Source organism: Rhodococcus sp. SORGH_AS_0301 (genome assembly GCF_030818285.1).
GTDB lineage: Bacteria > Actinomycetota > Actinomycetes > Mycobacteriales > Mycobacteriaceae > Rhodococcoides.
In genome coordinates this window covers 4,194,648-4,219,283 of record NZ_JAUTAC010000002.1, presented here as the reverse complement: position 1 = coordinate 4,219,283, position 24,636 = coordinate 4,194,648, and the positions used below count along the sequence as shown (strand labels likewise).

Genomic DNA, 24,636 nt, shown 5'->3' with positions numbered 1-24,636 from the left:
TCATCGCGCGGGCGGCGTCGGTCGTGCGGCGTCAGGCCGCGGTGGCGTGCAGGTGCTGCTCGGCGAGCAGGCGGTAGGAGAGCAGTCGCTCGTCGGTGTCGTCGATACCGCTGGCGACGATGACCTCGTCGGCCCGGGCGTGCGCGGCGAAACGATCGATGTAGTCCGACGCCTCCGCCGGCGTTCCGACGGCCGAGTACTTCACCATTCCCTGAATCTGTCGGCCAGCGGGCGAGTCCATGATCATGTCGACCTCCTCCTCGGAGAAGGAACGGCCGCGTCCCACCATCTGCACCACCCGGCGCCGCAGACCGGCCGTGAACAGCTCGTGCGCGCGAGCGGACGTCGGTGCGACCGTCGCGTTGACGGCGGCGATGACGTAGGGCTCGGCGAGCTGTGCGGACGGCTGGAACGTGTCCCGATAGACGGCCACGGCCTCCTCGAGCGAGTCGGGAGAGAAGTGCGACGCGTTGGCATACGGAAGGCCGAGATGTGCTGCGAGCTGAGCACCGAAGAGCGAGGATCCCAGAATGTAGAGCGGCACATCGGTTCCCGCGCCCGGCACTGCCTGCACTCCCGGAACCCGACTCGAACCCGACAGGTAGCCCTGGAGTTCGAGAACGTCCTGCGGGAAGGAATCGGCCGACGACGGGTCACGGCGCAGAGCACGCATGGTGGTCTGATCGGAACCCGGCGCTCTGCCGAGACCGAGATCGATACGGTCCGGATGGAGTGTGGCCAGCGTTCCGAATTGCTCGGCAATGGTCAGCGGAGAATGGTTAGGCAACATCACTCCACCCGATCCGAGGCGAATGGACGAGGTGTGCGCGGCCACGTGTGCGATGAGGACCGACGTCGCCGAGGACGCGATGGAGGGCATGTTGTGGTGCTCCGCGTACCAGACTCGCCGATATCCGCTCTCCTCCGCGAGGCGGGCCAACGCGACACTGGCATCGAAACTGCTTCGAGGAGTTTCACCCTCGCCGACCTGTGCGAGATCGAGTACGGACAGTGGTACGGCCACGTGCGTTCACCCTTTCGAGAAAAAGAAGACTTCTCAGGTGCGAACGCCCGCCCGGCGGAGAATATTTCCCGAGCCGCGTGACCTCGAACGACCGAACCGTGCGGTATCGAAGGACCGGCACGAGTACACGACATCGAACCGGAATTGGCGGTGACTCGCTAATCGGGCTTCGAGATGGATAAACTCTGGCGGAAGAACCGCGATGGTGGTCGGACCCACGAGTCGACGACGGCTCGATGAATCCATGTCCGGTTCGGTCGGGGAACTCATCATCGAAAGGAACCACAGCGTCATGGCGAAACAGGTCTTCGTGGAATTGGTCGACGATATCGACGGCGCACCCATCAAATCGGGTAAAGGGGAGACCATCGGTTTCTCGGTCGACGGTGTGGAGTACGAGATCGACCTCGGTGTGAAGAATGCCAAGGAGTTCCGCAAGCAACTCGATTACTGGGCCGAGCACGCCACGAAGGTGTCGTCACGTGGCAAGAAGGCCACGGCGAAGAAGGCGACCGGAACGGCGACGCAGGTCGGCTCGTCTCCGCGAGATCCTCTGCAGACCAAAGCCATTCGCGAGTGGGCGAATCAGAACGGGTACACGGTCTCGAGCCGCGGACGTATTCCGGCCGAGGTCGAAGAGGCGTACAACTCTGCCCAGTGACGTCAGGGCAGTAGTGATGTCATGACCGCAGTGCGCGCCGGCGCTGCAGCATCCACCGTCCGGCCGACCCTGCCGACAGAACCCCGATTCCGACCACCACCGCCGCCGCGGGCAGTGTGACCGCCAGCAGGACGCAGCCGCAGAGCCCGAGCATCTGCAGTGCCCGCGGCCACCGGCGATCGGAACCGGTCTGCGTGAATGCCGCGGCATTGGCCACGGCGTAATAGACGAGAACTCCGAACGACGAGAATCCGATCGCGTTCCGCACGTCGAGCGTGAGAACCACGACCACCACCACGGCGGCCACGGTGATCTCCGCGGCGCGCGGAACCGAACGGCGCTCGTCGACGTGCGCGAGGTATCGCGGCATGTCCCCTTCCCGCGCCATCGCCATCGTGGTGCGGCCGATTCCCGCGATCAGTCCCAGCAGGGCTCCGAGAGCCGCGGCCGATGCCCCGACGCGCACCACCGGGCCCGCCCAGTGTGCCCCGACCGCGTCCATTGCCGCGGCCACCGGAGCCGTCGAGCGCGCGAGTGCGTCCGCCCCGAGAACGTGCAGCAGCATCACTGCGACGGCCGCGTAGATCACGATCGCGCACGCGAGGGCGCCGACCACGGCGCGCGGGATGGTGCGCGCCGGGTCCCGCACCTCCGCTCCGAGCGTCGCGATGCGCGCGTACCCGGCGAAGGCGAAGAACAGGATGCCCGCGGACTGCAGAACGCCCACCGGACCCGAGGTCGCCGAGAACCCGGCGCCCGTCACGGTGGACGAGCCGGTCGCACCGACGATCAGTGCCGCGACGAGCACGACGAGCACCACCGCCACGAGCACGCGCGTGACCGACGCGGTGCGGGTGATGCCCAGGCAGTTGACCGCCGCCAGCGCCACCACCGCGATCACGGCGAGCGCCCGTGCGTGCTCGGGCCACGCGTACGCGCCGAACGTCAGGGCCATGGCGGCACAACTCGCGGTCTTGCCGACCACGAAGCTCCAGCCCGCCAGGAAGCCCCACCGGTCACCGAGTCGCGCTCGCCCGTAGGCGTAGGCGCCGCCGGACGTGGGGTGCACCGCGGCGAGCTGGGCAGTCGACGTCGCGTTGCAGAACGCCACGACGGCGGCGACGGCGAGCCCGACCAGCAGCCCGCCACCCGCGGCCGCCGCGGCCGGGCCGAAGGCGGAGAACACCCCGGCGCCGACCATCGACCCCACGCCGATGACGACGGCGTCGCGCGTGCTCAGTCGTCGTTGCAGCGGCATCGACGAAGCATAGGGACCCCCGGTGAACGCCGAACGAAACCACCGCCACTTCGATGAATCATGATTAACCGAAATCGGGGAAACCGCAGACGGGCGGCCGTCCCATGGATTAGCGTCGCGGAAGTACCCGAGCCTCGAGGAGCGACTTTGTCACCGCAGACTTCCTACTCGTCCGGCCCGACCGACACGCCGCTGCTCGACGAGACGATCGGACGGAACTTCGATCGCACCGCCGCGCGGGTGGGCTCGTCGGACGCTCTCGTGGACGTCGCGTCCGGTCGCCGGTGGACGTACGACGAGTTGCGATCCGACGTCGACGATCTCGCCCGCGGCCTGCTCGCGCGCGGAATCCGTCGCGGGGATCGCGTGGGGATCTGGGCACCGAACTGCCCGGAGTGGACCATCGTCCAGTACGCCACCGCGAAGATCGGCGCGGTGCTGGTGACCATCAACCCTGCCTACCGTGCGCACGAGCTGCAGTACGTGCTCGACCAGTCCGGCGCCACCATGCTGGTGGCGGTCCGGGCGCACGGCACCTCGGACTACGCCTCGATGATCGACGCCGTGCGCGGCGAGTGCACCGATCTGGCCCACGTCGTGTACATCGGCACCGACGACTGGAGCGACCTCGTCACCGACGGTGAGTCCGTCGATGTGGACGAACTCGACCGGCGCACTGCCGAACTCGGTCCCGACGACGCCATCAACATCCAGTACACCTCCGGCACCACGGGATTCCCCAAGGGCGCGACGCTGAGCCACCGCAACATCCTGAACAACGGCTACTTCGTCGGCGAGCTCTGCCATTACACCGAGGCGGACAGTGTCTGCATTCCCGTGCCGTTCTATCACTGCTTCGGGATGGTGATGGGAAACCTCGCCTGCACCTCGCACGGTTCGACCATGGTGATCCCGGGACCGTCGTTCGATCCGGCAGCGACACTGGCCGCGGTCTCCGCCGAGCGGTGCACCTCGCTCTACGGAGTTCCCACCATGTTCATCGCGGAACTGGCCGTTCCCGACCTGGCGGAGCACGATCTTCGGTCGCTGCGCACGGGCATCATGGCCGGATCACCCTGTCCCACCGAGGTGATGAAGCAGGTCATCGACGTCATGGGAATGGCGGAGGTCTCCATCTGTTACGGGATGACCGAGACGTCCCCGGTGTCACTGCAGACCCGCTCCGACGACACGATCGAGCAGCGCGTGTCCACGGTCGGACGAGTCGGACCGCATCTCGAGGTGAAGATCGTCGACCCCGTCACCGGGGAGACGGTTCCCCGCGGAGAGCCCGGTGAACTGTGCACACGGGGGTACTCCGTGATGCTCGGTTACTGGGACGACCCCGAGAAGACCGCCGAGGCACTCGATTCCGAGCACTGGATGCACACGGGCGACATCGGCACCATGGACGACGACGGCTACGTCGCCATCACCGGGCGCATCAAGGACATGGTGATCCGCGGCGGCGAGAACATCTACCCCCGTGAGATCGAGGAGTTCCTGTACTCCCACCCCGACATCCTGGACGCCCAGGTCATCGGTGTGCCCGACGACAAGTACGGCGAGGAACTGATGGCCTGCGTCCGTCTGCGTGAGGGCGCGGCGGCCATGACCGTCGACGATCTCCGGGCCTACTGCGACGGCCGCATCGCGCGATACAAGATCCCGCGCTACCTGCGCGTGATGGATGCCTTCCCCATGACCGTGACCGGCAAGATCCGCAAGATCGAACTACGCGAGGAAGCCACGCGCCTGCTGGATTGACGGAACGGCTGGGTCGATCGAACGGCTGGGGTGATCAGGCTGCGTGGAACAGCATGGTCTCGGCGGTGAGTCCGGGGCCGAACGCCATCGCGCATCCCGACCCGGTGTCACCCCGCTCGAGCATGTCCGCGAGCACGAACAGCACGGTGGCCGACGACATGTTGCCGTAGTTCTCGAGCACGCGGCGCGACGACGTCAGAGCGTCTGCGTCGAGGTGCAGCGCGCCCTCCACCGCGTCGAGGATCGAGCGACCACCGGGATGCACGGCCCACAGGTCGATCGACGACGTCTCCGCCCCCGAGAGCACCGTCTTCATCGTGGTCTCGTCCAACGCGCGTGACAACGAGCCCGGCACCTTGCCGGAGAGCACCATGTCGAACCCCATGCCGCCGATGCGCCAGGTGATGAGGTCGTGGGAGTCCTCGATCATGAGGGCCTGGAAGGAGTCCATGGCCAGACCGGTGGACTCGGCAGTGACCAGCACGGCCGCGGCGCCGTCGCCGAACACCAGGAACGACAGCATCGTCTCGAGATCGTCGGTCTGCTGCATGTGCAGCGAGCACAGTTCGACGCTGACCACGAGCACCTTCGCGGCGGGCTCGGAGCGCACGATGTGGTGGGCGAGCTTGAGACCGTTGATGCCGGCGAAGCAGCCCATGAAACCGACCTGGGTGCGCTCTGCCGTGGTGGGCACGCCGCACTGCTTCATGATCTCGAAATCGATTCCCGGAGTGTAGAACCCGGTACATGTCAGGACGATGAGATGGGTGATGTCCCCTGCCGCGTCGCCGAGGCCGAGCCCGTCGACGGCACGAACGGCGAGTCCGGGAGCGGTGCGCTCGAACTCCTGCATCCGCGCCTGCGTGTCGACGGCGTTGGGATCGTCGCCGTAGAAACTGGCGATGGACGGGAACGCGGACCACCGGTGCGAGATCTGCGCGCGATCCGCCATGCGGCGGAACAGCAATTGCTTACGTCGCAGCGTGAACGTGCTGTCGGCGTAGGCGACGAAGTCGTCGTGGACGTCGTGCTCGGGAACGGCGGTCGAGATGGCATTGATGTATGCGGTCGTCACAGGTGCCTCTCGTGAAGGTGGGGGCTAGACAGGTCGAGTTCCCCCTGACCACCGCAGTCAACCACCGAGCGGGGCCGCGCGTCGGACAGAATGACCGTCATGAGAATCGAGGACCGTTCCTGGGTGGAGAACGCGCTGCGCATCGTCGAGGCCGACGCGAACCGCAGCGCGGACACTCATCTGCATCCCTTCCCACTGCCGGCCGAGTGGGGCATTGATCTCTACCTCAAGGACGAGTCGGTCCACCCCACCGGATCGCTCAAGCATCGGCTCGCGCGGTCGCTCTTCCTCTTCGGCCTGGCCAACGGGGACATCGGGCCCCGCACCACGCTCGTCGAGGCGTCGTCCGGGTCGACCGCCGTGTCGGAGGCGTACTTCGCCCGGCTCATCGGCCTCGAGTTCGTCGCGGTCATGCCGGCCACCACCAGCCCGACGAAGATCGCGCTGATCGAGCGCTACGGCGGCATCTGTCGCCTCGTCGAGCACTCGGGTGCCGTGTACGACGTCGCGGAGGAACTGGGTGCGCAGAAGGACTGGCTGTATCTCGACCAGTTCACCAATGCGTCGGTGGTCACCGACTGGCGCGGCAACAACAGCATCGCCGCCTCCATCTTCGATCAGATGGCCCTCGAACGGTTCCCCGTCCCCACCTGGGTGGTGGTCGGCGCCGGCACCGGTGGCACCAGCGCGACCATCGGCCGGTACTGCCGCTACCGGCGCGTGCCCACCCGGGTGTGCGTCGTCGACCCCGAGGGATCCGCGTTCTTCGAGGCGTGGCGCGACGACACCCGCGACGCCGTCGGCACCGGATCGCGCATCGAGGGAATCGGTCGGCCCCGCGTCGAGCCGTCGTTCGTCCCCGCCGTCATCGAGCACATGGTGCAGATCCCCGACGCCGCCTCGGTGGCGGCCGTCCGCATGCTCGACCAGGTGACGGGCCTGCACGCCGGTGGATCGACCGGGACCAACCTCGTCGGCGCGTTCCGGTTGGCAGCGGACATGAAGGCTCGCGGAGAGCAGGGGAGCATCGTCACGCTGCTGTGCGACGGGGGAGAGCGCTACGAGGGCACCTACTACGACGACGCCTGGGTGTCGAGCCACGGCATGAACCTCGACGCACACCGCGCCTGCATCGACCACTTCCTCGCGACAGGCGTCTGGTCGGAATCCGTGTGATGACCCTCTACTCGGAGCTGCCCGCCCGCCGGACCCGCCAGGTGGTCGCCGACGTGGTGGTCGCGGTGTGGACCGTGGTCTGGATCCGGGTGGGCCTGGCGCTGCACGACGCGGTGATGGCGTTGGCGGCGCCCGGACGCGAGATCGCCGACGCCGGAAGCGGACTGGAGAACAACCTCCGGTCCGCGGGCGAACGGGTGTCCTCCGTCCCACTCATCGGTGACGACGTCCGCACACCGTTCGACCGGGCCGGGGACGCCGGCGCCGCACTGCGCGGCGCAGGTGAGGCGCAGGTCGCGGCGGTCGAGGCGCTGGCGTCGTTCCTCGGTGTCACCGTCGCCCTGCTCCCCATCGTCGCGCTGCTGCTCCTGTGGCTCCCGCGGCGGATCCGCTTCGCCCGGCAGGCCACCGCCGCGGCGGCGCTTCTCCGGTCCGGCGCCGACCTCGACCTCTTCGCGCTGCGTGCTCTCGCACGGCGACCGCTGACGGAACTGACGCACATCCATCCCGATCCTGCCGGCGCCTGGCGCGCGGGCGACCCCGACGTGGTCCGCTCGCTCGCGGCGCTCGAACTGGCGGCGGTGGGGATGCGCGCACCCGGTCCCGACCTTTCGAGGTCCGACGGCGCCACGGCCGTTTACGCTGAGTCCATGGTCGAGAAGACGACGACGAACGACTCCACCGACGAGCCCAAGGGCGGCCGACCCGGGCCCGCCGATCAGGGCGGCGCCGGCGGTATGGCGACGCGGGAGAACGCACCCGACGTCGCGGAGTCGGAAGCATCGAACGACGCCGACTAGGACTGCGCGCATGTCGACACGCCGACTCGTCGTCGCAGTGGCGGCTGCCGCCGCCGCGATCACTCTGTCCGCCGCTCCCGCGGCCGCCGCGCCGGCACCCGGTGCGTATGTCGCACTGGGTGATTCGTTCTCCGCCGGCAGCGGAATCGCACCGCAGACACCGTCCGGGATCTGCGGCCGGTCCGCGGTGAACTACCCCACGCTCGTCGCTCGCGAACTCGGCATCGACACGGTGCGCGACGTGACGTGCGGCGCCGCGGAGAGCGAGAACCTCGCGGGACCGCAGACCGGGCTCGGCGGCGGAGTCGCCGCACCGCAGTTCGACGCGCTCGGTCCGGACACCACGCTCGTCACCCTGGGAATCGGCGGCAACGACATCCAGTTGGTTCAGCTCGCGGCGGGCTGTATCAGCGTGCTCCCGGCTCCTCTGACGCCATCGTGCTCCGATCGTCCGGACACCTACAGCGACCGTATCGACGCGTTCGCCGCGACGTACGACACGATCCTCGACGAGATCGCCCGCCGGGCGCCGGCCGCGCAGGTGGTGATGGTCGGGTATCCCACCGGCATCCGGCCCGGCGGCTGCCTCGACTCGCAGCCCGTGCGGCCCGCGGACGCGACCTACCTACAGGCCCGCATCGATCAGCTCAACTCGGTGATGAGTCGCGCCGCCGTCGCGCACGACGCCACGTTCGTCGACCTCGCGCCGACCACCCGTGACCACGACGTGTGCGCCGCCGACAGCTGGATGGTCGGCGCGGTGCCGACGTCTCCGGACGCGGTGGTGCCGCTGCACCCCACGGCGGCGAGTCACCAGAACACCGCGCGCGAGATCGTGGCCGCACTGCGCTGACGCACGGTGCACGACCGACTGCCTCGCTCGACCGCCGCCGTTGGTCATCGTGCTCACTCGGTCGACCGTCTCTTGCGCACTGTGCGGCGTGGTGATTGTGTGATCTGACACACAGCGTTCACGAGTGCACTCACGAGGAGCATCCGCCATGTCCACGGTCAAGACATTCCTGCTGCCGGACCTCGGCGAGGGGCTCGCCGACGCCGAGTTGCTCACCTGGTCGGTCGACGTCGGCGACACCATCACGCTCAACCAGACCATCGCCGAGGTCGAGACCGCGAAGGCGTCCGTCGAACTGCCGTCTCCCTATGCCGGCGTGGTCGTGGCGCGGCACGCCGAGGAGGGCACCACCATCGACGTGGGCGCACCGTTCCTCGACATCGAGGTGGCGGGTCCGGCGACGACCGGTCCGGCCTCGCCCGACACCGCCGACGAGGCGGCAGCCGACGCGCGTCCCGAGCCGTCGGTCGAGAAGGCGGAGTCCGAGACGGTCGGGGCCGCGCCGACGCGGACGCCAGTCCTCGTCGGCTACGGCGTCGCGGAGGAGACATCGAGTCGTCGGCCCCTGGCCGCGCCGCCGGTACGCAAGGAAGCGCGTGAGCGCGGTATCGACCTCGCGACCGTGGCCCCGACGGGACCGCACGGCAACGTGACCCGCGACGACCTGGCCGTCTCCTCCGCGCCGCACGCGGACGAGGAGCGCACGCCGATCAAGGGCGTCCGCAAGCACACCGCCGAGGCCATGGTGCGCAGCGCGTTCACCGCGCCGCACGTCACCGAGTTCGTCACCGTCGACGTCACACCGATGATGGAGTTGCTCGACGAGCTGAAGGCGAGCCCACTGCTGGCCGGCGTCCGCGTGACGCCGCTCGCTCTCGTCGCGAAGGCCCTGCTCATCGCCGTCCGGGAGCACCCGAGCCTCAACTCGTCGTGGGACGAGGCGGCGAACGAGATCGTCACCAAGAAGTACGTGAACCTCGGTATCGCCGCGGCGACACCGCGCGGGCTGATGGTTCCCAACATCAAGAACGCGCAGACCCTCGGATTCCGCGACCTGTGCTCGTCACTGTCCGCGCTCACCGCCGTCGCCAAGGAGGGGAAGACCGGTCCGGCGGAGCTCGCCGACGGGACCATCACGATCACCAACATCGGCGTGTTCGGCATCGATTCGGGCACCCCGATCCTCACGCCCGGCGAGGCCGCCATCCTGTGCTTCGGGGCCGTCCGGCGTCAGCCGTGGGAGTACCGCGGGGAGATCGCGCTGCGACACGTCACGACCCTCAGTCTGTCGTTCGACCACCGGCTCGTCGACGGCGAACAGGGCTCCAAGTTCCTGTCCACCGTCGCGACCCTGCTCTCGGATCCGGTGGGATTCGCGGCCCTGGGATAGTGGTGCGGTGACCAGCATCCATCACGCCACCGTTCGAGACGTCGATCCCGTTGCGCTGTACCGCGTCCTGCAGTTGCGCACCGAGGTGTTCATTCACGAGCAGGGCATCGTCGGCGAGCAGGAGATCGACGGGCGCGATCTCGAACCCACGACCACCTTGTTCTGGTCGGAGGAGCCGAACGGCGACGTGCTCGCGACACTGCGGGTGTTGCAGGACGAGGTGCCGGCCCACATCGGCCGCGTCGCCACGGCGTCGGCGGCACGCGGACGCGGGCTGGCCGCCGACCTGGTGCGGGCGGCGATCGAGTTCGCGGGCACCGACGTCGCGATCTCCGCCCAGGCCTACCTGGAGGAGTGGTACGTGCGCCTCGGCTTCGTGCGCACCGGGCCGAACTATCTGGAGGCAGGAATAGACCACCTGCCGATGCTGCTGACCCGTACCTGACACCAGGAGGACACATGCAGATCGATCTGAGCGGCCGGACAGCCCTCGTCACGGGTTCCACGCAGGGCATCGGCTACGCCATCGCCGTCGGCCTCGCCCGAGCGGGAGCGACCGTGCTGATCAACGGCCGGTCCGACGCGTCCGTCGGTGCGGCACTCGACCGTCTCACCGCGGAGGTACCCGACGCGACGGTCGTCGCGGCCCCGGCGGACGTCAGCACGGAGGACGGCACACGCGCCCTGGTGCAGGCACACCCCGATGTCGACGTCCTGGTGAACAATCTCGGAATCTTCGGCGCCACACCGGCTCTGGAGATCGACGACGACGAGTGGCGCCGCTATTTCGAGGTCAACGTCCTCGCCGCCGTGCGTCTGATCCGCGCCTACCTTCCGGGTATGAAGGACCGGGGCTGGGGACGGGTCCTGTCGATCGCCAGCGACTCGGCCGTCGTGATTCCGGCCGAGATGATCCACTACGGCATGTCCAAGACCGCGCTGCTCGCGGTGTCGCGCGGCTTCGCGAAGGAGGCGGCCGGCTCGGGCGTGACCGTCAACTCCGTCATCGCCGGACCGACACACACGGGAGGTGTCGAGACCTTCGTCCGCGATCTGGTGGGCGACGAGTTGCCGTGGGACGAGGCGCAGCACGAGTTCATGGTGAAGTACCGCCCGCAGAGCCTGATCCAGCGACTCATCGAGCCCGAGGAGATCGCCAACATGGTGGTCTACCTCAGTTCACCTCTCGCGTCGGCCACCACGGGCGGCGCACTGCGCGTCGACGGCGGCTACGTGGACTCGATCCTGCCCTGACCGTCGGGCCACTCCGCGAGGTCCGCGGCGATGCGTGCAGTGCTCTCGAGGAACTCCCGCAGCAGGGCGTCGCCGTCCTCGGCCTCACGCACCGCCGAGTAGGGGAGCACGAACTCGCCGAGATCGCGATCGAAGTACGCCTGCGCCGGCTCGACGACCGCGGTGTCGAAGCCGTCGGGTTGCGGGTAGGCGTACGAGTAGAAGATGCCCTCCGACGCCCCGCCGGGCCAGTACCCGGCGCTGGACACCTCCTCGTTGTAGGCCTCGTGCATCACCCAGTCGGGGCAGTTGGGCACCCCGCCCGGATGCTGCGCCGCGGGGCGACCCGAGAACCGGGTCACCGCCAGGTCGAAGGCCCCCCAGAAGAAGTGGGACGGACTGGACTTCCCGCGGAACCCGCCGCGGAACGCAGAGAACACCCGATGCGCCGACACCAGCGAGCGCCAGTATCGCGTCATCGCTTCGGCGTCGTAGCTGGCATGCACGGTGTCCTCGGCGAACGGAATCGACGGGTCGACCTCGACGGGGGAGCCCATGATCGAGACGTGGACCCCGAGCGCCTCGAGGTGGGCGAAGAACTCGTCGTGGAAGTCCGCGACCGTGCGCGGCCGCAACTCCATCTCGCGTGCGTCGCCCCACGTGGTCTCGATGGTCAGCCGGTGTCGGAGGAAGTCGAAGCGGATCTCGACTCCGCCGCCGCGGTACGGCATGAGCGAGGTGGTGAGTCCGGACGCATCGACGTAGGACGTCACGCCCCACCAGTGGTTGAGCGGTGGCGCCAGAGCCATGCGCACCTTGCCGACGATCTGCGTCCACATGTGCACGGTGTCGCGGGTGTCCTGCCACGAGTCCACGACGAGTTCCGGCCAGGCATCGTTCGTATCGGTCACTGCATCCCTTTCACGGAGATATCGGCGCACACGTAGGACGATGGTCCCATGACGACACTCGCTCCTCTCGGTCTTCACCACGTCACCGCCATCGCGTCGGACCCCGGCCGGAACGTGGAGTTCTACACGCGCGTGCTCGGCCTGCGGTTGGTGAAGCAGACCGTCAACTTCGACGACCCCGGCACCTACCACCTGTATTACGGGGACTTCCGCGGTAGCCCGTCGTCGCTCATCACCTTCTTCCCGTGGAAGGACGTCGAGCGCGGACGACAGGGAACCGGACTCGCGACCTCGACAGCGTTCAGCGTTCCGGGCTCGTCGCTGTCCTTCTGGCACGACCGGCTCCGGGAGCTGAACGTGCGCGTCGAGGCGCCGGTGACCCGCGGCGACGACGAGGTCCTGCGCCTGTACGACCACGACGGCATGGTCCTCGACCTGATCGCCTCCGACGGGGACACCCGCTCCGGCTGGGACGGCGTGGCATCGGTGCCCACCGAACACGCGGTGCGCGGACTGCACTCGGTCACCCTCACCGAGACGACACTCGACGCGACAGCCGAGCTGCTCACCGACCGGATGAGCATGACCGTCGCCGCGGACGGTGCCGCGAGCGCGCGGTTCGCCATGGCCGCGGGCGGCGCGGGCGCGCTGGTCGACGTCGTCACCGACCGCAGCGACCGTGGTCTGCAGGCAGGCGGCACCGTTCACCACGTCGCCTTCCGTGCGCCCGACCACGAGACGCTCACCGCCTGGCGCACCGAGCTGGTCGACAGCGGCGCGCACGTCACCGAGATCCTGGACCGGCAGTACTTCCAGTCGATCTACTTCCGGGAGCCGGGCGGCGTGCTGTTCGAGATCGCGACCGAGGCGCCGGGATTCGACGTCGACGAGCCACTGCTCGAACTCGGGCGCTCGTTGAAGCTGCCGCCGTGGCTCGAGCCGACGCGGGAGCAGATCGAGCAGAATCTCCCGGCACTCCCGGTGGGTGACGCGTCGTGACGTGGACACAGGTGACCGACGGCGAGACGCTGACGGCGATGTTCGGCACGCCGAGCTTCCGCGCCGCCCACAAGGATCGCCCCCGGCTGCATCCGCTCGACCGCGACTTCCTCGCGGCCTCGCCGTTCTGCCTGGTGGCCACCGCCGACGAGACCGGACGGTGCGACGTCTCGCCGAAGGGAGACCCGCCCGGCTCGCTGGTGCACGTCCTCGACGACGCCACCATCGCGCTGGCGGAACGGCCCGGCAACAAGCGGATGGACGGGTACCGCAACGTGCTGAGCAACCCGTTCGTGGGTCTCGACTTCCTGGTTCCCGGACGCGGGGACACGCTGCGCATCAACGGCCGCGCGCGGTTGATCTCCGACGCGCCGTTCTTCGACGACCTCGTGGTCAAGGGACACCGCCCGATCCTCGCGCTCGTCGTCGACATCGAGCAGGTCTTCCATCACTGCGCCAAGGCGTTCCTGCGGTCACGGCTGTGGGAGCCGGGCACCTGGAATCCGTCGGTGCTGCCGACGGTCGCAGAGATCTCCAAGACGCTGATCCCCGACTCGCCGGAATCGCTCGAGGAACTGCGGGCGTACTACGGGCCGGCATACGAGGAGTCGCTGTACCGGTCGTAGATGCGCTCCGCGCCTGTGCGCCTCTTGCGCATCCAGGCATACGCAAAAGGCGCACGGGCGCGAAGCGCACTGGGTAACGTCCCACCCGTGGCGGACGCAACATTGTCGGTGCTGATCTACAGCAGCCACGCGTCCACGCGGGCGCTCGTCCACCAGGCGCTGGGCCGTCGCCCGCACCCCGACCTGCCCGAGATCGAGTATCTCGACGTGGCGACGGCGCCCGTCGTGATCGAGCACCTGGATCGCGGCGGTGTCGATCTGGTGATCCTCGACGGCGAGAGCGCTCCCGTCGGCGGGATGGGCCTCGCGAAGCAACTGCGCGACGAGATCGACCCGTGTCCACCACTTCTCGTGCTCACCGGCCGCCCCGACGACGCGTGGTTGGCCACCTGGTCGCGTGCCGACGCGTCGGTGTCGCACCCGATCGACCCACTCGAACTCGGCCGCGCCGTGGTGGGACTGCTCCGCGACCCTGCCTGAGGCCCCGCCGGATCTCCGATCTCTGACGCCGGGGGATCACCGATTCGCGACGATTGTGAGCCCGAGTCACCAAACCGGACCCATCGCGACGAAAAAGTCCTACTGTGTGGCACAGATCACCTCGAGGCGTAGGGCGGTTCCGGTCGGAACCCACGACACGGGCAGGAGTTCGAGTGGCATGAACGCATATGTGCCGGTCCTCGTTCTCGGCGCGATCGCGGTCGCCTTCGCGCTGTTCTCGGTCCTCGTGGCATCGGAAGTGGGACCGAAGCGATACAACCGCGCCAAGCTCGACGCGTACGAATGTGGCGTCGAGCCCACCCCGCAGCACATCGGCGGCGGTCGCTTTCCGGTCAAGTTCTACCTCACCGCAATGCTTTTCATCATCTTCGACATCGAGATCGTGTTCCTGTACCCGTGGGCTGTGCACTTCGAGGCACTGGGTGTGTTCGGTCTCGCCGCGATGGCCCTGTTCATCGTCAACGTTTCCGTCGCCTACGCATACGAGTGGCGTCGTGGAGGTCTCAGCTGGGACTGATCCACTCGCCGTGGAAGAAGTGATCGCATGGGATTGGAAGAGAAGCTGCCGAGCGGCTTCCTGCTGACCACTGTCGAAGGCCTCGCCGGCTTCGCCCGCAAGGGGTCTCTGTGGCCCGCGACCTTCGGACTGGCGTGCTGTGCGATCGAGATGATGTCGACGACGTCCGGCCGGTTCGATCTCGCCCGATTCGGTATGGAAGCCTTCCGCGCCTCCCCCCGCCAGGCGGATCTCATGATCGTCGCGGGACGGGTGAGCCAGAAGATGGCACCGGTGCTCCGACAGGTGTACGACCAGATGGCCGAGCCGAAATGGGTTCTGGCGATGGGTGTCTGCGCGTCCTCGGGAGGAATGTTCAACAACTACGCCATCGTGCAGGGCGTCGACCACGTGGTACCGGTCGACATCTATCTGCCCGGTTGTCCGCCGCGGCCCGAGATGCTGATCAATGCCATCCTGCAGTTGCACGCGTCGATCCAGGCGATGCCGCTGGGCGTCGACCGCGAGAGGGCCATCGCCGAGACCGAGAAGGCCGCGCTGAGTTCTCCGTCCGTCATCGACGCGAAGACGCTGCTGCGATGAGAGCGCGGGGCATGTTCGGAGTGCGCGGTTCGGGCGACACGTCGGGTTACGGCCGACTGGCGCCGCCGAAACCCCGACACGACAACGCGAGTCGACCGTTCGGTGGGGACCACGACGTCGTGGCGGACGCACTGGAGTCGGCGCTCGCGGCTCGGGGCGAACGTTGGGACGACGCCGTCGAGCGTGCCGTGCTCCACCGCGGTGAGCTGACTCTGCACATCGCGCGTACGCACCTGCCCGCTGTCGCGTCCGCGCTACGCGACGATCAGGCACTCCGCTTCGAACTGTGTCTCGGCGTCAGTGGCGTCCACCAGCCCGGCGAGACCGGACGCGAGCTGCACGCCGTCTACCATCTGCAGTCCATCACGCACGGTCGTCGGTTGCGTCTCGAAGTGTCAGTGCCGGAGTCCGACCCGCACATTCCGTCGCTGTGCGGCATCTACCCCACCACCGACTGGCACGAGCGCGAGACGTACGACTTCTTCGGCATCGAGTTCGACGGGCACCCGTCCCTGACACGCATCGAGATGCCCGACGACTGGGTGGGGCACCCGCAACGCAAGGACTACCCGCTGGGCGGCATCCCGGTGGAGTTCAAGGGCGCGCGGATCGCGCCCCCCGATCAGCGCAGGTCGTACAACTGATGACACTCGAGAAGGATCACACCACGCCGACCGTCTACACCGCGTCGGGCCAGGACTGGGACGAGATCGTCGACCTGGCCGGCACCGCCGGTGAGGAGCGCATCGTCGTCAACATGGGACCGCAGCACCCCTCCACGCACGGGGTCCTCCGCCTCATCCTCGAGATCGAGGGGGAGACCGTCACCGAGGCGCGGTGCGGAATCGGCTACCTGCACACCGGTATCGAGAAGAACCTCGAGTACCGGAACTGGACGCAGGGCGTCACCTACGTGACGCGGATGGACTACCTGTCGCCCTTCTTCAACGAGACGGCGTACTGCCTCGGCGTGGAGAAGCTGCTCGGCATCACCGACGACGTGCCGGAACGCGCGACCGTGATCCGGGTGTTGCTGATGGAACTCAACCGCATCTCCTCGCACCTGGTCGCTCTGGCCACCGGCGGCATGGAGCTCGGCGCGGTCACCGCCATGCTCTTCGGATTCCGGGAACGTGAACTGATCCTCGACATCTTCGAGACGATCACGGGCCTGCGGATGAATCACGCGTTCGTCCGGCCGGGCGGGCTGGCGATGGACCTGCCCGACGACGCCGTGCCGAAGATCCGGGACCTGCTGCACCTGTTGCCGATCCGCCTGCGCGACATGAGCGCGATGCTGGACGACAACCCCATCTGGAAGGGTCGGACCCGCGGCATCGGGTACCTCGATCTCACCGGGTGCATGGCACTCGGGATCACCGGTCCGGTGCTGCGTGCCACGGGCTTGCCCCACGATCTCCGTCGCGCGGAGCCCTACTGCGGCTACGAGACCTACGAGTTCGACGTGATCACCGAACAGGAGAGTGACTGCTACGCGCGGTATCTCATCCGTGTCGACGAGATGAGCGAGTCGCTGAAGATCGTCGAACAGTGCCTCGACCGACTGGCGCCGGGGCCCGTGATGGTGTCGGACAAGAAGATCGCGTGGCCTGCGGACCTGGTCTCGGGCCCCGACGGACTGGGCAACTCCCGCGAGCACGTGCAGAAGATCATGGACGGATCGATGGAATCGCTGATCCACCATTTCAAGCTCGTCACCGAGGGCATCCGCGTGCCCGAGGGACAGGTCTACGTCGCGGTGGAGTCACCCCGCGGCGAGCTGGGTGTGCACATGGTCTCCGACGGTGGATCCCGGCCCTACCGGGTGCACTTCCGGGACCCGTCGTTCACCAATCTGCAGGCCGTCGCGGCGATGTGCGAGGGCGGCATGGTGTCCGACGTGATCGCGTCCGTGGCGAGCATCGATCCCGTGATGGGTGGGGTGGACCGATGAGCGCACGGGAACCGGTGGCGATACCCTTCGGACCCCGTCCGGAGGAACGCGTCCAACTCGTGCGACCAGGCGCCCGGCGGACCTACCCCGAGGACGTGCTGGCTCGCCTCGAGGCGGACGCCGCCACCATCGTGGCCCGCTACCCGCGCGCCCGGTCCGCGATCATCCCGATCCTTCATCTGCTCCAGGCCGAGGACGGGTACCTCACCCCCGCCGCGATCGACTTCTGTTCGCACACACTCGACCTCACGGGTGCCGAGGTCGCGGCGGTGGCGACGTTCTACTCGATGTACCGCCGCGAGCCGACAGGCGACTACCTCGTCGGCGTGTGCACCAACACTCTCTGCGCCGTGATGGGCGGGGACGCCATTCACGAGGCCCTCGTCGACCACCTCGACGGCGTCACGGACGGCACCGTGACGCTCGAACACATCGAGTGCAACGCCGCCTGCGACTACGCACCGGTGGTGATGGTGAACTGGGAGTTCTTCGACAACCAGACTCCCGAGTCGGCGCGCACGCTGGTCGACGAACTCCGCGCCGGGCGCCCGGTCACCCCGACGCGCGGTGCGACCCTGTGCACCTTCCGCGAGACCTCGCGCATCCTGGCGGGCTTCCCTGACACCCGGCCCGGCGCGCTCGACGCACCGACCGCAGGCGAGGCGACGCTGGCAGGCCTGCGTGTCGCGCGGGAGAAGGACATGCGCGCCCCCGATCACGCGGAACCCGACGCGGCGGCGGCAGCCGAGCCACCGACGGACTCCACCCCGGACAAGCCCGCGCCCGCCCCGTCGGCCGATGTGCCCCGCCCGGACGGCACCGCAGCGAAGGAGGCCCGGCCGTGACACTCACCCCGGTTCTGAGCCGCTACTGGGACGAGCCCGAGTCCTGGACTCTGGACACCTACCGCCGCCACGGCGGGTACGACGGTCTCGCCGCAGCCCTGGCGATGACACCCGACGAGGTGATCGGCACGGTCAAGGACTCCGGCCTGCGTGGTCGCGGCGGCGCCGGCTTCCCCACCGGCACGAAGTGGAGCTTCATCCCCCAGGACGGCCCGACACCCGCGGACCAGACCGTGCCGCACTACCTCGTGGTGAACGCCGACGAATCGGAGCCGGGCACGTGCAAGGACATGCCGCTGCTGATGGCCACACCCCACGCGCTGGTCGAGGGCATCGTGATCGCGGCGTACGCCATCCGCTCGTCGCACGCGTTCGTCTACCTCCGCGGTGAGGTGGTGCCGGTGCTGCGGCGGCTGCAGGCCGCGGTCGCCGAGGCCTACGCCGCAGGGTATCTGGGCACGGACATCCAGGGCTCCGGGTTCGATCTGCACCTCGTCGTCCATGCGGGGGCGGGCGCCTACATCTGCGGCGAGGAGACCGCACTGCTCGACTCCCTCGAGGGGCGCCGCGGCCAGCCCCGGCTGCGGCCACCGTTCCCCGCCGTGGCGGGCCTCTACGCGAGCCCCACCGTCGTCAACAACGTCGAGTCCATCGCGAGTGTGCCGACGGTCCTGGCGCGCGGGACGCAGTGGTTCCGCTCGATGGGCAGTGAGAAGTCACCCGGCTTCACGCTGTACTCCCTCTCCGGCCACGTCACCCGCCCCGGACAGTACGAGGCGCCGCTCGGCATCACGTTGCGCGAGTTGCTCGAGCACGCGGGCGGTGTCCGCGCCGGGCACACGCTGAAGTTCTGGACACCCGGCGGATCCTCCACCCCGATCTTCACGGCCGAGCACCTCGACGTCCCGCTCGACTACGAGGGTGTGAGCGCCGCGGGATCGATGCTCGGCACGAAAGCACTCCAGATCTTCGACGAGACGACCTGCGTGGTCCGCGCGGTCCGGCGCTGGAGCGAGTTCTACGCGCACGAATCGTGCGGGAAGTGCACCCCGTGCCGCGAGGGCACCTACTGGCTGGTGCAGATACTCGCGCGCCTCGAGAACGGCACCGGATCGGAGGGTGACCTGCAGAAGCTGCTCGACGTCGCCGACAGCATACTGGGAAAGTCGTTCTGCGCGTTGGGAGACGGGGCGGCCAGCCCCATCGTCTCGTCGATCGCCCACTTCCGGGACGAGTACGTGGCGCACGTGGAGCAGGGTGGATGCCCCTTCGATCCGCACCTCTCCACCCTGATGGCAGGACAACTGACATGACCGCGGTGCAGAACGACGGCGCGCGCGCCGAGACGACGGTGGACATCACCCTCGACGGCGTCCCGATGTCGGTCCCGAAAGGCACCCTGGTCATCCGGGCGGCCGAGATGCTCGGTGTGCAGATCCCGCGGTTCTGCGACCACCCGCTGCTCGACCCGGTCGGCGCGTGCCGGCAGTGCCTGGTCGACGTCGAGGGCCAACGCAAGCCCTTGGCGTCGTGCACCACCACGGTGTCCGACGGCATGGTGATCCGGACGCAGCACAGCTCGGAGATCGCCGAGAAGGCGCAGCGCGGAGTGATGGAACTGCTCCTGATCAACCATCCGCTCGACTGCCCGGTGTGCGACAAGGGTGGCGAGTGCCCGCTGCAGAACCAGGCCATGTCCACCGGCCGCACCGAGTCGCGCTTCACGGAGACCAAACGCACGTATCCCAAGCCGATCCCCCTGTCGACCGAGGTCCTGCTCGACCGGGAGCGGTGCGTCCTCTGCGCCCGGTGCACGCGCTTCTCCGAGCAGATCGCCGGTGACCCGTTCATCGATCTGCTCGAACGCGGTGCGCTGCAACAGGTCGGCATCTACGGCGCCGAGCCGTTCGAGTCGTACTTCTCCGGCAACACCGTGCAGATCTGCCCGGTGGGTGCACTCACCAACACCGCCTACCGATTCCGCGCGCGGCCCTTCGACCTGGTGTCGACTCCCAGCGTCTGCGAGCACTGCTCCAGTGGGTGCGCCCAGCGCACGGACCATCGCCGCGGAACGGTGTTGCGTCGGCTGGCCGGCGACGATCCCGAGGTCAACGAGGAATGGAGCTGCGACAAGGGCCGCTGGGCGTTCGCGTACGGCACGCTGCCCGATCGCCTCGACACCCCGCTGGTCCGACGCGGAACCACCCTCGAGCCCGCGTCGTGGTCGGAGGCCCTGGCGGTGGCCGCTCGGGGCCTGGCGGAGGCTCGCGGACACGCCGGGGTGCTCACCGGTGGCCGTCTCACCGTCGAGGACGCGTATGCCTACAGCAAGTTCGCGCGGATCGCGCTGGGTACCAACGACATCGACTTCCGGGCCCGCCAGACCTCCGAGGAGGAGACCGACTTCCTGTCCGCTCGGGTGGCCGGCCGCGGGATCGACGTCACGTACGCGGCACTCGAGGACGCACCGATCGTCGTCCTCGTGTCCTTCGAACCGGAGGAGGAGAGCCCCATCGTCTTCCTCCGCCTGCGGAAGGCAGTGCGCGGGGGACACACTCGCGTACTGACACTGGCGCCCTTCACGTCGCCCGGCAGCACGAAGCTGAGAGCCGACGTGCGTCCCACGGTGCCGGGGACGGAGGCCGCGGGGCTGGCGGACCCGGACGTGCTCGACCAGCTGCGCGTGCCGGGCGCGGTGATCCTCGTCGGCGAGCGCGCGGCGTCGAGCCCCGGCACCCTCGCCGCGGTCGCGCGCACCGCCGACACCACCGGCGCCCGCGTCGCGTGGATCCCCCGCCGTGCCGGTGACCGCGGCGCCCTCGACTCGGGTGCGTTCCCCACCCTCCTGCACGGAGGTCGCCGGGTGGACGACCCCGCGGCTCGGCACGCGGTGGCCGCGGCGTGGGGTGTCGACGATCTGCCGGCGACACCGGGCCGGGACACGGTCGGCATCCTCGGCGCCGACCTCCGCGCGCTCGTCGTGGCCGGTGTCGAGCTCGACGACCTCCCCGATCCCGACGCGGCCCGCGCCGCGCTCGACCGAGCCCCCTTCGTCGTCGCACTGGATCTGCGCAGCAGCGAGGTGACCGACCGGGCCGACGTCGTGTTCCCGGTCGCCGCCGTCGCGCAGAAAGCCGGATCGTTCACCACCTGGGAAGGCCGCCGGCGCACGTTCGGAGCAGCACTCCCGACGCCGTCCATGATGGCCGACCTGCGGGTCCTCGACGCGATCGCCACCGAGATGGGTCACCGCCTCGGACTGCCGGACGCCGACGCGGCACGCCGCGAACTCGACGCGGCCGGGTCGGCACCCGGATCCCCCGACGTTCCGGACCGCGACAGCGCGGCACCGACCGCCCTCGGCGCAGGAACCGCCGTACTGGCCGGCTGGCGGATGCTGCTCGACGCCGGGCGGATGCAGGACGGGGAGACCGATCTCGCCGGCACGGCGCGGACCCCCGTCGCCCGGCTGTCGCCCGCGACCGCGGCCGACACCGGGGTGTCCGACGGTGAGCCACTGACCGTCTCCACCGACTCGGGGTCGATCACGCTGCCGCTCCGCGTCACCGCCATGCCGGACCACGTGGTGTGGCTGCCGTGGAACTCGGCACCGTCCCGAGTGAGTGCGACCCTCCACGTCGCACCCGGTGCCGCCGTGCGTCTCTCGGCAGGAGCACCGTCATGACCGACCTCTCCGTCTTCGGGATCGACCCACTGTGGCTCGTCGTCGCCAAGGCGCTCGCCGTCTTCGGCTTCCTCGTGCTCACACCGCTCATCGCGATCTACGCCGAGCGCAAGGTCATGGCCTGGATGCAGATGCGCATCGGACCCAACAGGGTCGGGCCGTGGGGCATCCTGCAGAGCCTCGCCGACGGTGTGAAGCTCGCCCTGAAGGAGGGGATCGTCCCGAGGGGCGTGGACCGTCCGATCTACCTGCTGGCACCGATCATCTCGGTCGTCCCCGCCTTCATGGCCTTCGCCGTGATCCCGTTCGGCCCCACCGTGTCGGTGTTCGGGCACATCACCCCGCTCCAGCTGACCGACATGCCCGTCGCGGTGCTCTACATCCTGGCCGTGACCTCGATCGGTGTGTACGGCATCGTCCTGGCCGGGTGGTCGTCCGGTTCCACGTATCCGCTTCTGGGAGCACTGCGCTCGACCGCGCAGGTGATCTCGTACGAGGTGGCCATGGGCCTGAGCTTCGCGGCCGTGTTCCTCTACGCGGGCACCATGTCGACGTCCGGCATCGTCGCCTCGCAGGAGCGCCTGTGGTTCGTCGTGATGCTGCTGCCGTCGTTCCTCGTCTACATCACCTCGATGGTGGGCGAGACCAACCGTGCGCCGTTCGATCTCCCCGAGGCGGAGGGCGAACTGGTCGGCGGATTCCACACCGAGTACTCCTCGCTCCGGTTCGCCATGTTCATGCTCGCGGAGTACGTGAACATGGTCACCGTCTCGGCGCTCGCGACCACGCTCTTTCTCGGTGGCTGGCGCGCCCCCTTCCCGATCAGCCTGTGGGACGGCGCCAATCAGGGCTGGTGGCCCGTTCTCTGGTTCACGATCAAGGTGTGGGGCTTCCTGTTCGTCTTCGTCTGGCTCCGCAGCACCCTGCCACGCCTGCGCTACGACCAGTTCATGAACTTCGGGTGGAAGGTGCTCATTCCCGCTGCGCTGCTGTGGATCATGGTCATCGCGGCCGTGCGCGTCCTCCTCCTCGACTCCCCGCACGTCCGGCCGGTCACCGTGGTGGTGTCACTGCTGTACACCGCCGCCCTGATCGCCGTTCTCGCCCGGACGCTACGGCGTGGGCGCCTGGAACGGACCCACTCCGGTGCGACGGCGGACCAGCAGGGGGTCGATGCCGCGGCGGGCGGGTTCCCCGTGCCTCCGATGCCGGACCGCTCACCCGGTCCGGCACGCCCTCGACCCATCACCAAGGAGACGACCGATGCCTGAATTCCTGGGACCTGTCGCGGGTTTCGGCGTCACCTTCGCCACCATGTTCAAGAAGCCGGAGACCGAGTCGTATCCGGAGGAGAAGGTACCGACGGCGACGCGGTACCACGGCCGTCACCAGCTGAATCGCTACGCGGACGGCCTGGAGAAGTGCATCGGCTGCGAACTGTGCGCGTGGGCGTGCCCCGCCGACGCCATCTACGTCGAGGGCGCCGACAACACGGAGACCGAGCGGTACTCGCCCGGCGAACGGTACGGGCGCGTCTACCAGATCAACTACCTGCGGTGCATCGGGTGCGGTCTGTGCATCGAGGCGTGCCCCACCCGCGCCCTGACCATGACCAACGAGTACGAGATGGCCGACGACAACCGCGCCGATCTGATCTACGAGAAAACCGATCTGTTGGCCTCGCTCGCCGAGGGGATGGACGCGCCCCCGCACGCCATGGCCGACGGCGCCACCGACGAGGACTACTACCGCGGGGCCGTCATCGCCCGGCGGGAGGCGGACCGATGATCGTCTCGACCTCCGAGGCCATCGCCTTCTGGATCCTCGCCCCGCTCGCTCTCATCGGCGCGCTGGGCGTCGTGGCGTCGGCGAAAGCCGTGTACTCGGCTCTGTTCCTGGCATCGACGATGGTGGTGCTCGCGATCTTCTACATCGTCCAGGGTGCCGTCTTCCTCGGTGTCGTCCAGATCGTGGTCTACACCGGCGCCGTGATGATGCTCTTCCTCTTCGTACTCATGCTCGTGGGGGTGGACTCGTCGGACTCGCTCGTCGAATCGCTACGGGGGCACCGCATCGCGGCCATCGTCGTGGGTCTCGGATTCGGTGTCCTGCTGATCGGGGGGCTCGGCAATGCCGCGCTGAGCGACTTCCGCGGCTTCACCGCGCAGTCGCCGGCGAACGTCGAGGGGCTCGCCGAGCTGGTGTTCGTGCGCTACGTGTGGGCCTTCGAGCTCACCGGAGCGCTGCTCATCACTGCCACGATCGGTGCCATGGTGCTGACCCACCGGGACGCCGTCGGCCGGACCAGAACCCAGAAGGAGCTGTCGCAGGACAGGTTCCGCTTCGGAGACCGCGTGACACCGCTGCCGAGCCCGGGTGTCTACGCACGCCACAACGGTGTGGACCGGCCCGCTCGTCTCCCCGACGGCAGCGACGCCGAGTCGTCGGTCAGTCGGCAGTTCCGCGACGGGCCGAGCCGATGAACCCGGAGTACTACCTGTACCTGTCCGCGGCCCTGTTCACCATCGGCGCCGCCGGTGTCCTCCTGCGCCGCAACGCCATCGTCGTCTTCATGTGCATCGAGCTGATGCTCAACGCCGCGAACCTGGCCTTCGTGACGTTCTCGCGGATGCACGGCGGACTGGACGGACAGGTCTTCGCGTTCTTCACGATGGTCGTCGCCGCCGCCGAGGTGGTGGTGGGTCTGGCCGTCATCATGGCGATCTTCCGCTCTCGTCGATCGGTCTCGGTCGACGACGACAGTCTGTTGAAGTACTGA

At 68.5% G+C, this 24,636-nt stretch carries 26 protein-coding genes; 22 read left to right on the top strand and 4 right to left on the bottom strand.

Annotated elements, in window-relative coordinates; translation table 11 throughout:
- Positions 1–31: 31 nt before the first annotated feature.
- Positions 32–1,024: an LLM class flavin-dependent oxidoreductase gene (locus tag QE397_RS20575; protein WP_027506051.1), complete on the bottom strand. Its 993-nt coding sequence runs from the start codon at positions 1,022–1,024 to the stop codon at positions 32–34.
- 292 nt (positions 1,025–1,316) lie between these two features.
- Between QE397_RS20575 and QE397_RS20570 the strand changes: the two genes are divergently transcribed.
- Positions 1,317–1,685 carry an Lsr2 family protein gene (locus tag QE397_RS20570; protein WP_222632680.1) on the top strand — a complete coding sequence of 123 codons (369 nt, stop codon included), beginning with the start codon at positions 1,317–1,319 and terminating at the stop codon, positions 1,683–1,685.
- Positions 1,686–1,704: 19 nt separating this feature from the next.
- Here QE397_RS20570 and QE397_RS20565 read toward each other — a convergent pair whose 3' ends face one another.
- On the bottom strand, positions 1,705–2,943 hold the full coding sequence (locus QE397_RS20565; protein WP_307097015.1) for an APC family permease: 1,239 nt from the start codon (positions 2,941–2,943) through the stop codon (positions 1,705–1,707).
- A gap of 147 nt (positions 2,944–3,090) precedes the next feature.
- Between QE397_RS20565 and QE397_RS20560 the strand changes: the two genes are divergently transcribed.
- Positions 3,091–4,710 carry an AMP-binding protein gene (locus QE397_RS20560; protein ID WP_307097013.1) on the top strand — a complete coding sequence of 540 codons (1,620 nt, stop codon included), beginning with the start codon at positions 3,091–3,093 and terminating at the stop codon, positions 4,708–4,710.
- Between the two features lie 34 nt (positions 4,711–4,744).
- On the opposite strand, the gene QE397_RS20555 is transcribed toward QE397_RS20560, so the two are convergent.
- On the bottom strand, positions 4,745–5,785 hold the full coding sequence (locus QE397_RS20555; protein ID WP_307097011.1) for a type III polyketide synthase: 1,041 nt from the start codon (positions 5,783–5,785) through the stop codon (positions 4,745–4,747).
- A 90-nt stretch (positions 5,786–5,875) separates the two neighbouring features.
- Between QE397_RS20555 and QE397_RS20550 the strand changes: the two genes are divergently transcribed.
- The 6 genes from QE397_RS20550 (at position 5,876) to QE397_RS20525 (ending at position 11,258) form a co-directional block, all read left to right on the top strand.
- Positions 5,876–6,961 (top strand): PLP-dependent cysteine synthase family protein, encoded by a 1,086-nt coding sequence (locus tag QE397_RS20550; protein ID WP_027506046.1) that lies wholly within the window; start codon positions 5,876–5,878, stop codon positions 6,959–6,961.
- Entirely contained in the window at positions 6,961–7,761 is an 801-nt protein-coding gene (locus tag QE397_RS20545) for a hypothetical protein (RefSeq protein ID WP_307097692.1), read from the top strand. The genes QE397_RS20550 and QE397_RS20545 overlap by 1 nt, the downstream gene beginning before the upstream one ends.
- Positions 7,762–7,771: 10 nt before the next feature.
- On the top strand, positions 7,772–8,614 hold the full coding sequence (locus QE397_RS20540) for an SGNH/GDSL hydrolase family protein (RefSeq protein ID WP_307097008.1): 843 nt from the start codon (positions 7,772–7,774) through the stop codon (positions 8,612–8,614).
- A 148-nt stretch (positions 8,615–8,762) separates the two neighbouring features.
- Complete coding sequence (locus QE397_RS20535; RefSeq protein WP_222632348.1) at positions 8,763–10,004, top strand: dihydrolipoamide acetyltransferase family protein; 1,242 nt, start codon at positions 8,763–8,765, stop codon at positions 10,002–10,004.
- A 7-nt stretch (positions 10,005–10,011) separates the two neighbouring features.
- A complete protein-coding gene (locus tag QE397_RS20530; RefSeq protein ID WP_027506044.1) occupies positions 10,012–10,449 on the top strand; it encodes a GNAT family N-acetyltransferase in 438 nt (145 codons plus the stop codon).
- 14 nt (positions 10,450–10,463) lie between these two features.
- On the top strand, positions 10,464–11,258 hold the full coding sequence (locus QE397_RS20525; protein WP_027506043.1) for an SDR family NAD(P)-dependent oxidoreductase: 795 nt from the start codon (positions 10,464–10,466) through the stop codon (positions 11,256–11,258).
- On the opposite strand, the gene QE397_RS20520 is transcribed toward QE397_RS20525, so the two are convergent.
- Positions 11,234–12,148, bottom strand: a complete 915-nt coding sequence (locus QE397_RS20520; RefSeq protein WP_027506042.1) for a DUF5996 family protein — start codon at positions 12,146–12,148, stop codon at positions 11,234–11,236. The two genes, QE397_RS20525 and QE397_RS20520, sit on opposite strands and share 25 nt — an antisense overlap.
- Positions 12,149–12,196: 48 nt before the next feature.
- On the opposite strand from QE397_RS20520, the gene QE397_RS20515 reads away from it, so the two are divergent.
- The 14 genes from QE397_RS20515 (at position 12,197) to nuoK (ending at position 24,636) form a co-directional block, all read left to right on the top strand.
- Positions 12,197–13,147, top strand: coding sequence for a ring-cleaving dioxygenase (locus QE397_RS20515; protein ID WP_056440995.1), 951 nt, complete (start codon positions 12,197–12,199; stop codon positions 13,145–13,147).
- Positions 13,144–13,773, top strand: coding sequence for an MSMEG_1061 family FMN-dependent PPOX-type flavoprotein (locus tag QE397_RS20510; RefSeq protein ID WP_307097003.1), 630 nt, complete (start codon positions 13,144–13,146; stop codon positions 13,771–13,773). The genes QE397_RS20515 and QE397_RS20510 overlap by 4 nt, the downstream gene beginning before the upstream one ends.
- Before the next feature lie 87 nt (positions 13,774–13,860).
- Positions 13,861–14,253: a response regulator transcription factor gene (locus tag QE397_RS20505; RefSeq protein WP_056440992.1), complete on the top strand. Its 393-nt coding sequence runs from the start codon at positions 13,861–13,863 to the stop codon at positions 14,251–14,253.
- 178 nt (positions 14,254–14,431) lie between these two features.
- On the top strand, positions 14,432–14,791 hold the full coding sequence (locus QE397_RS20500) for an NADH-quinone oxidoreductase subunit A (RefSeq protein ID WP_027506038.1): 360 nt from the start codon (positions 14,432–14,434) through the stop codon (positions 14,789–14,791).
- Between the two features lie 27 nt (positions 14,792–14,818).
- On the top strand, positions 14,819–15,373 hold the full coding sequence (locus QE397_RS20495; protein WP_027506037.1) for an NADH-quinone oxidoreductase subunit B family protein: 555 nt from the start codon (positions 14,819–14,821) through the stop codon (positions 15,371–15,373).
- Entirely contained in the window at positions 15,370–16,017 is a 648-nt protein-coding gene (locus QE397_RS20490) for an NADH-quinone oxidoreductase subunit C (RefSeq protein ID WP_222649955.1), read from the top strand. The genes QE397_RS20495 and QE397_RS20490 overlap by 4 nt, the downstream gene beginning before the upstream one ends.
- The gene (gene nuoD, locus QE397_RS20485) at positions 16,017–17,327 is read left to right on the top strand and encodes an NADH dehydrogenase (quinone) subunit D (protein ID WP_056440985.1); all 1,311 of its coding nucleotides are present in this window, start codon (positions 16,017–16,019) and stop codon (positions 17,325–17,327) included. The genes QE397_RS20490 and nuoD overlap by 1 nt, the downstream gene beginning before the upstream one ends.
- Positions 17,324–18,172: an NADH-quinone oxidoreductase subunit NuoE gene (gene nuoE, locus QE397_RS20480; protein ID WP_082544271.1), complete on the top strand. Its 849-nt coding sequence runs from the start codon at positions 17,324–17,326 to the stop codon at positions 18,170–18,172. The genes nuoD and nuoE overlap by 4 nt, the downstream gene beginning before the upstream one ends.
- Entirely contained in the window at positions 18,169–19,485 is a 1,317-nt protein-coding gene (nuoF, locus tag QE397_RS20475) for an NADH-quinone oxidoreductase subunit NuoF (RefSeq protein ID WP_222646421.1), read from the top strand. The genes nuoE and nuoF overlap by 4 nt, the downstream gene beginning before the upstream one ends.
- Entirely contained in the window at positions 19,482–21,857 is a 2,376-nt protein-coding gene (locus tag QE397_RS20470) for an NADH-quinone oxidoreductase subunit G (RefSeq protein ID WP_307096997.1), read from the top strand. The genes nuoF and QE397_RS20470 overlap by 4 nt, the downstream gene beginning before the upstream one ends.
- Positions 21,854–23,128 (top strand): NADH-quinone oxidoreductase subunit NuoH, encoded by a 1,275-nt coding sequence (gene nuoH / locus QE397_RS20465; protein WP_307096995.1) that lies wholly within the window; start codon positions 21,854–21,856, stop codon positions 23,126–23,128. The genes QE397_RS20470 and nuoH overlap by 4 nt, the downstream gene beginning before the upstream one ends.
- Positions 23,121–23,645, top strand: a complete 525-nt coding sequence (nuoI, locus tag QE397_RS20460; RefSeq protein ID WP_027506032.1) for an NADH-quinone oxidoreductase subunit NuoI — start codon at positions 23,121–23,123, stop codon at positions 23,643–23,645. Before nuoH ends, nuoI begins: the two co-directional genes overlap by 8 nt.
- On the top strand, positions 23,642–24,340 hold the full coding sequence (locus QE397_RS20455) for an NADH-quinone oxidoreductase subunit J (protein ID WP_051613412.1): 699 nt from the start codon (positions 23,642–23,644) through the stop codon (positions 24,338–24,340). Before nuoI ends, QE397_RS20455 begins: the two co-directional genes overlap by 4 nt.
- The gene (gene nuoK, locus QE397_RS20450) at positions 24,337–24,636 is read left to right on the top strand and encodes an NADH-quinone oxidoreductase subunit NuoK (RefSeq protein ID WP_056440973.1); all 300 of its coding nucleotides are present in this window, start codon (positions 24,337–24,339) and stop codon (positions 24,634–24,636) included. Before QE397_RS20455 ends, nuoK begins: the two co-directional genes overlap by 4 nt.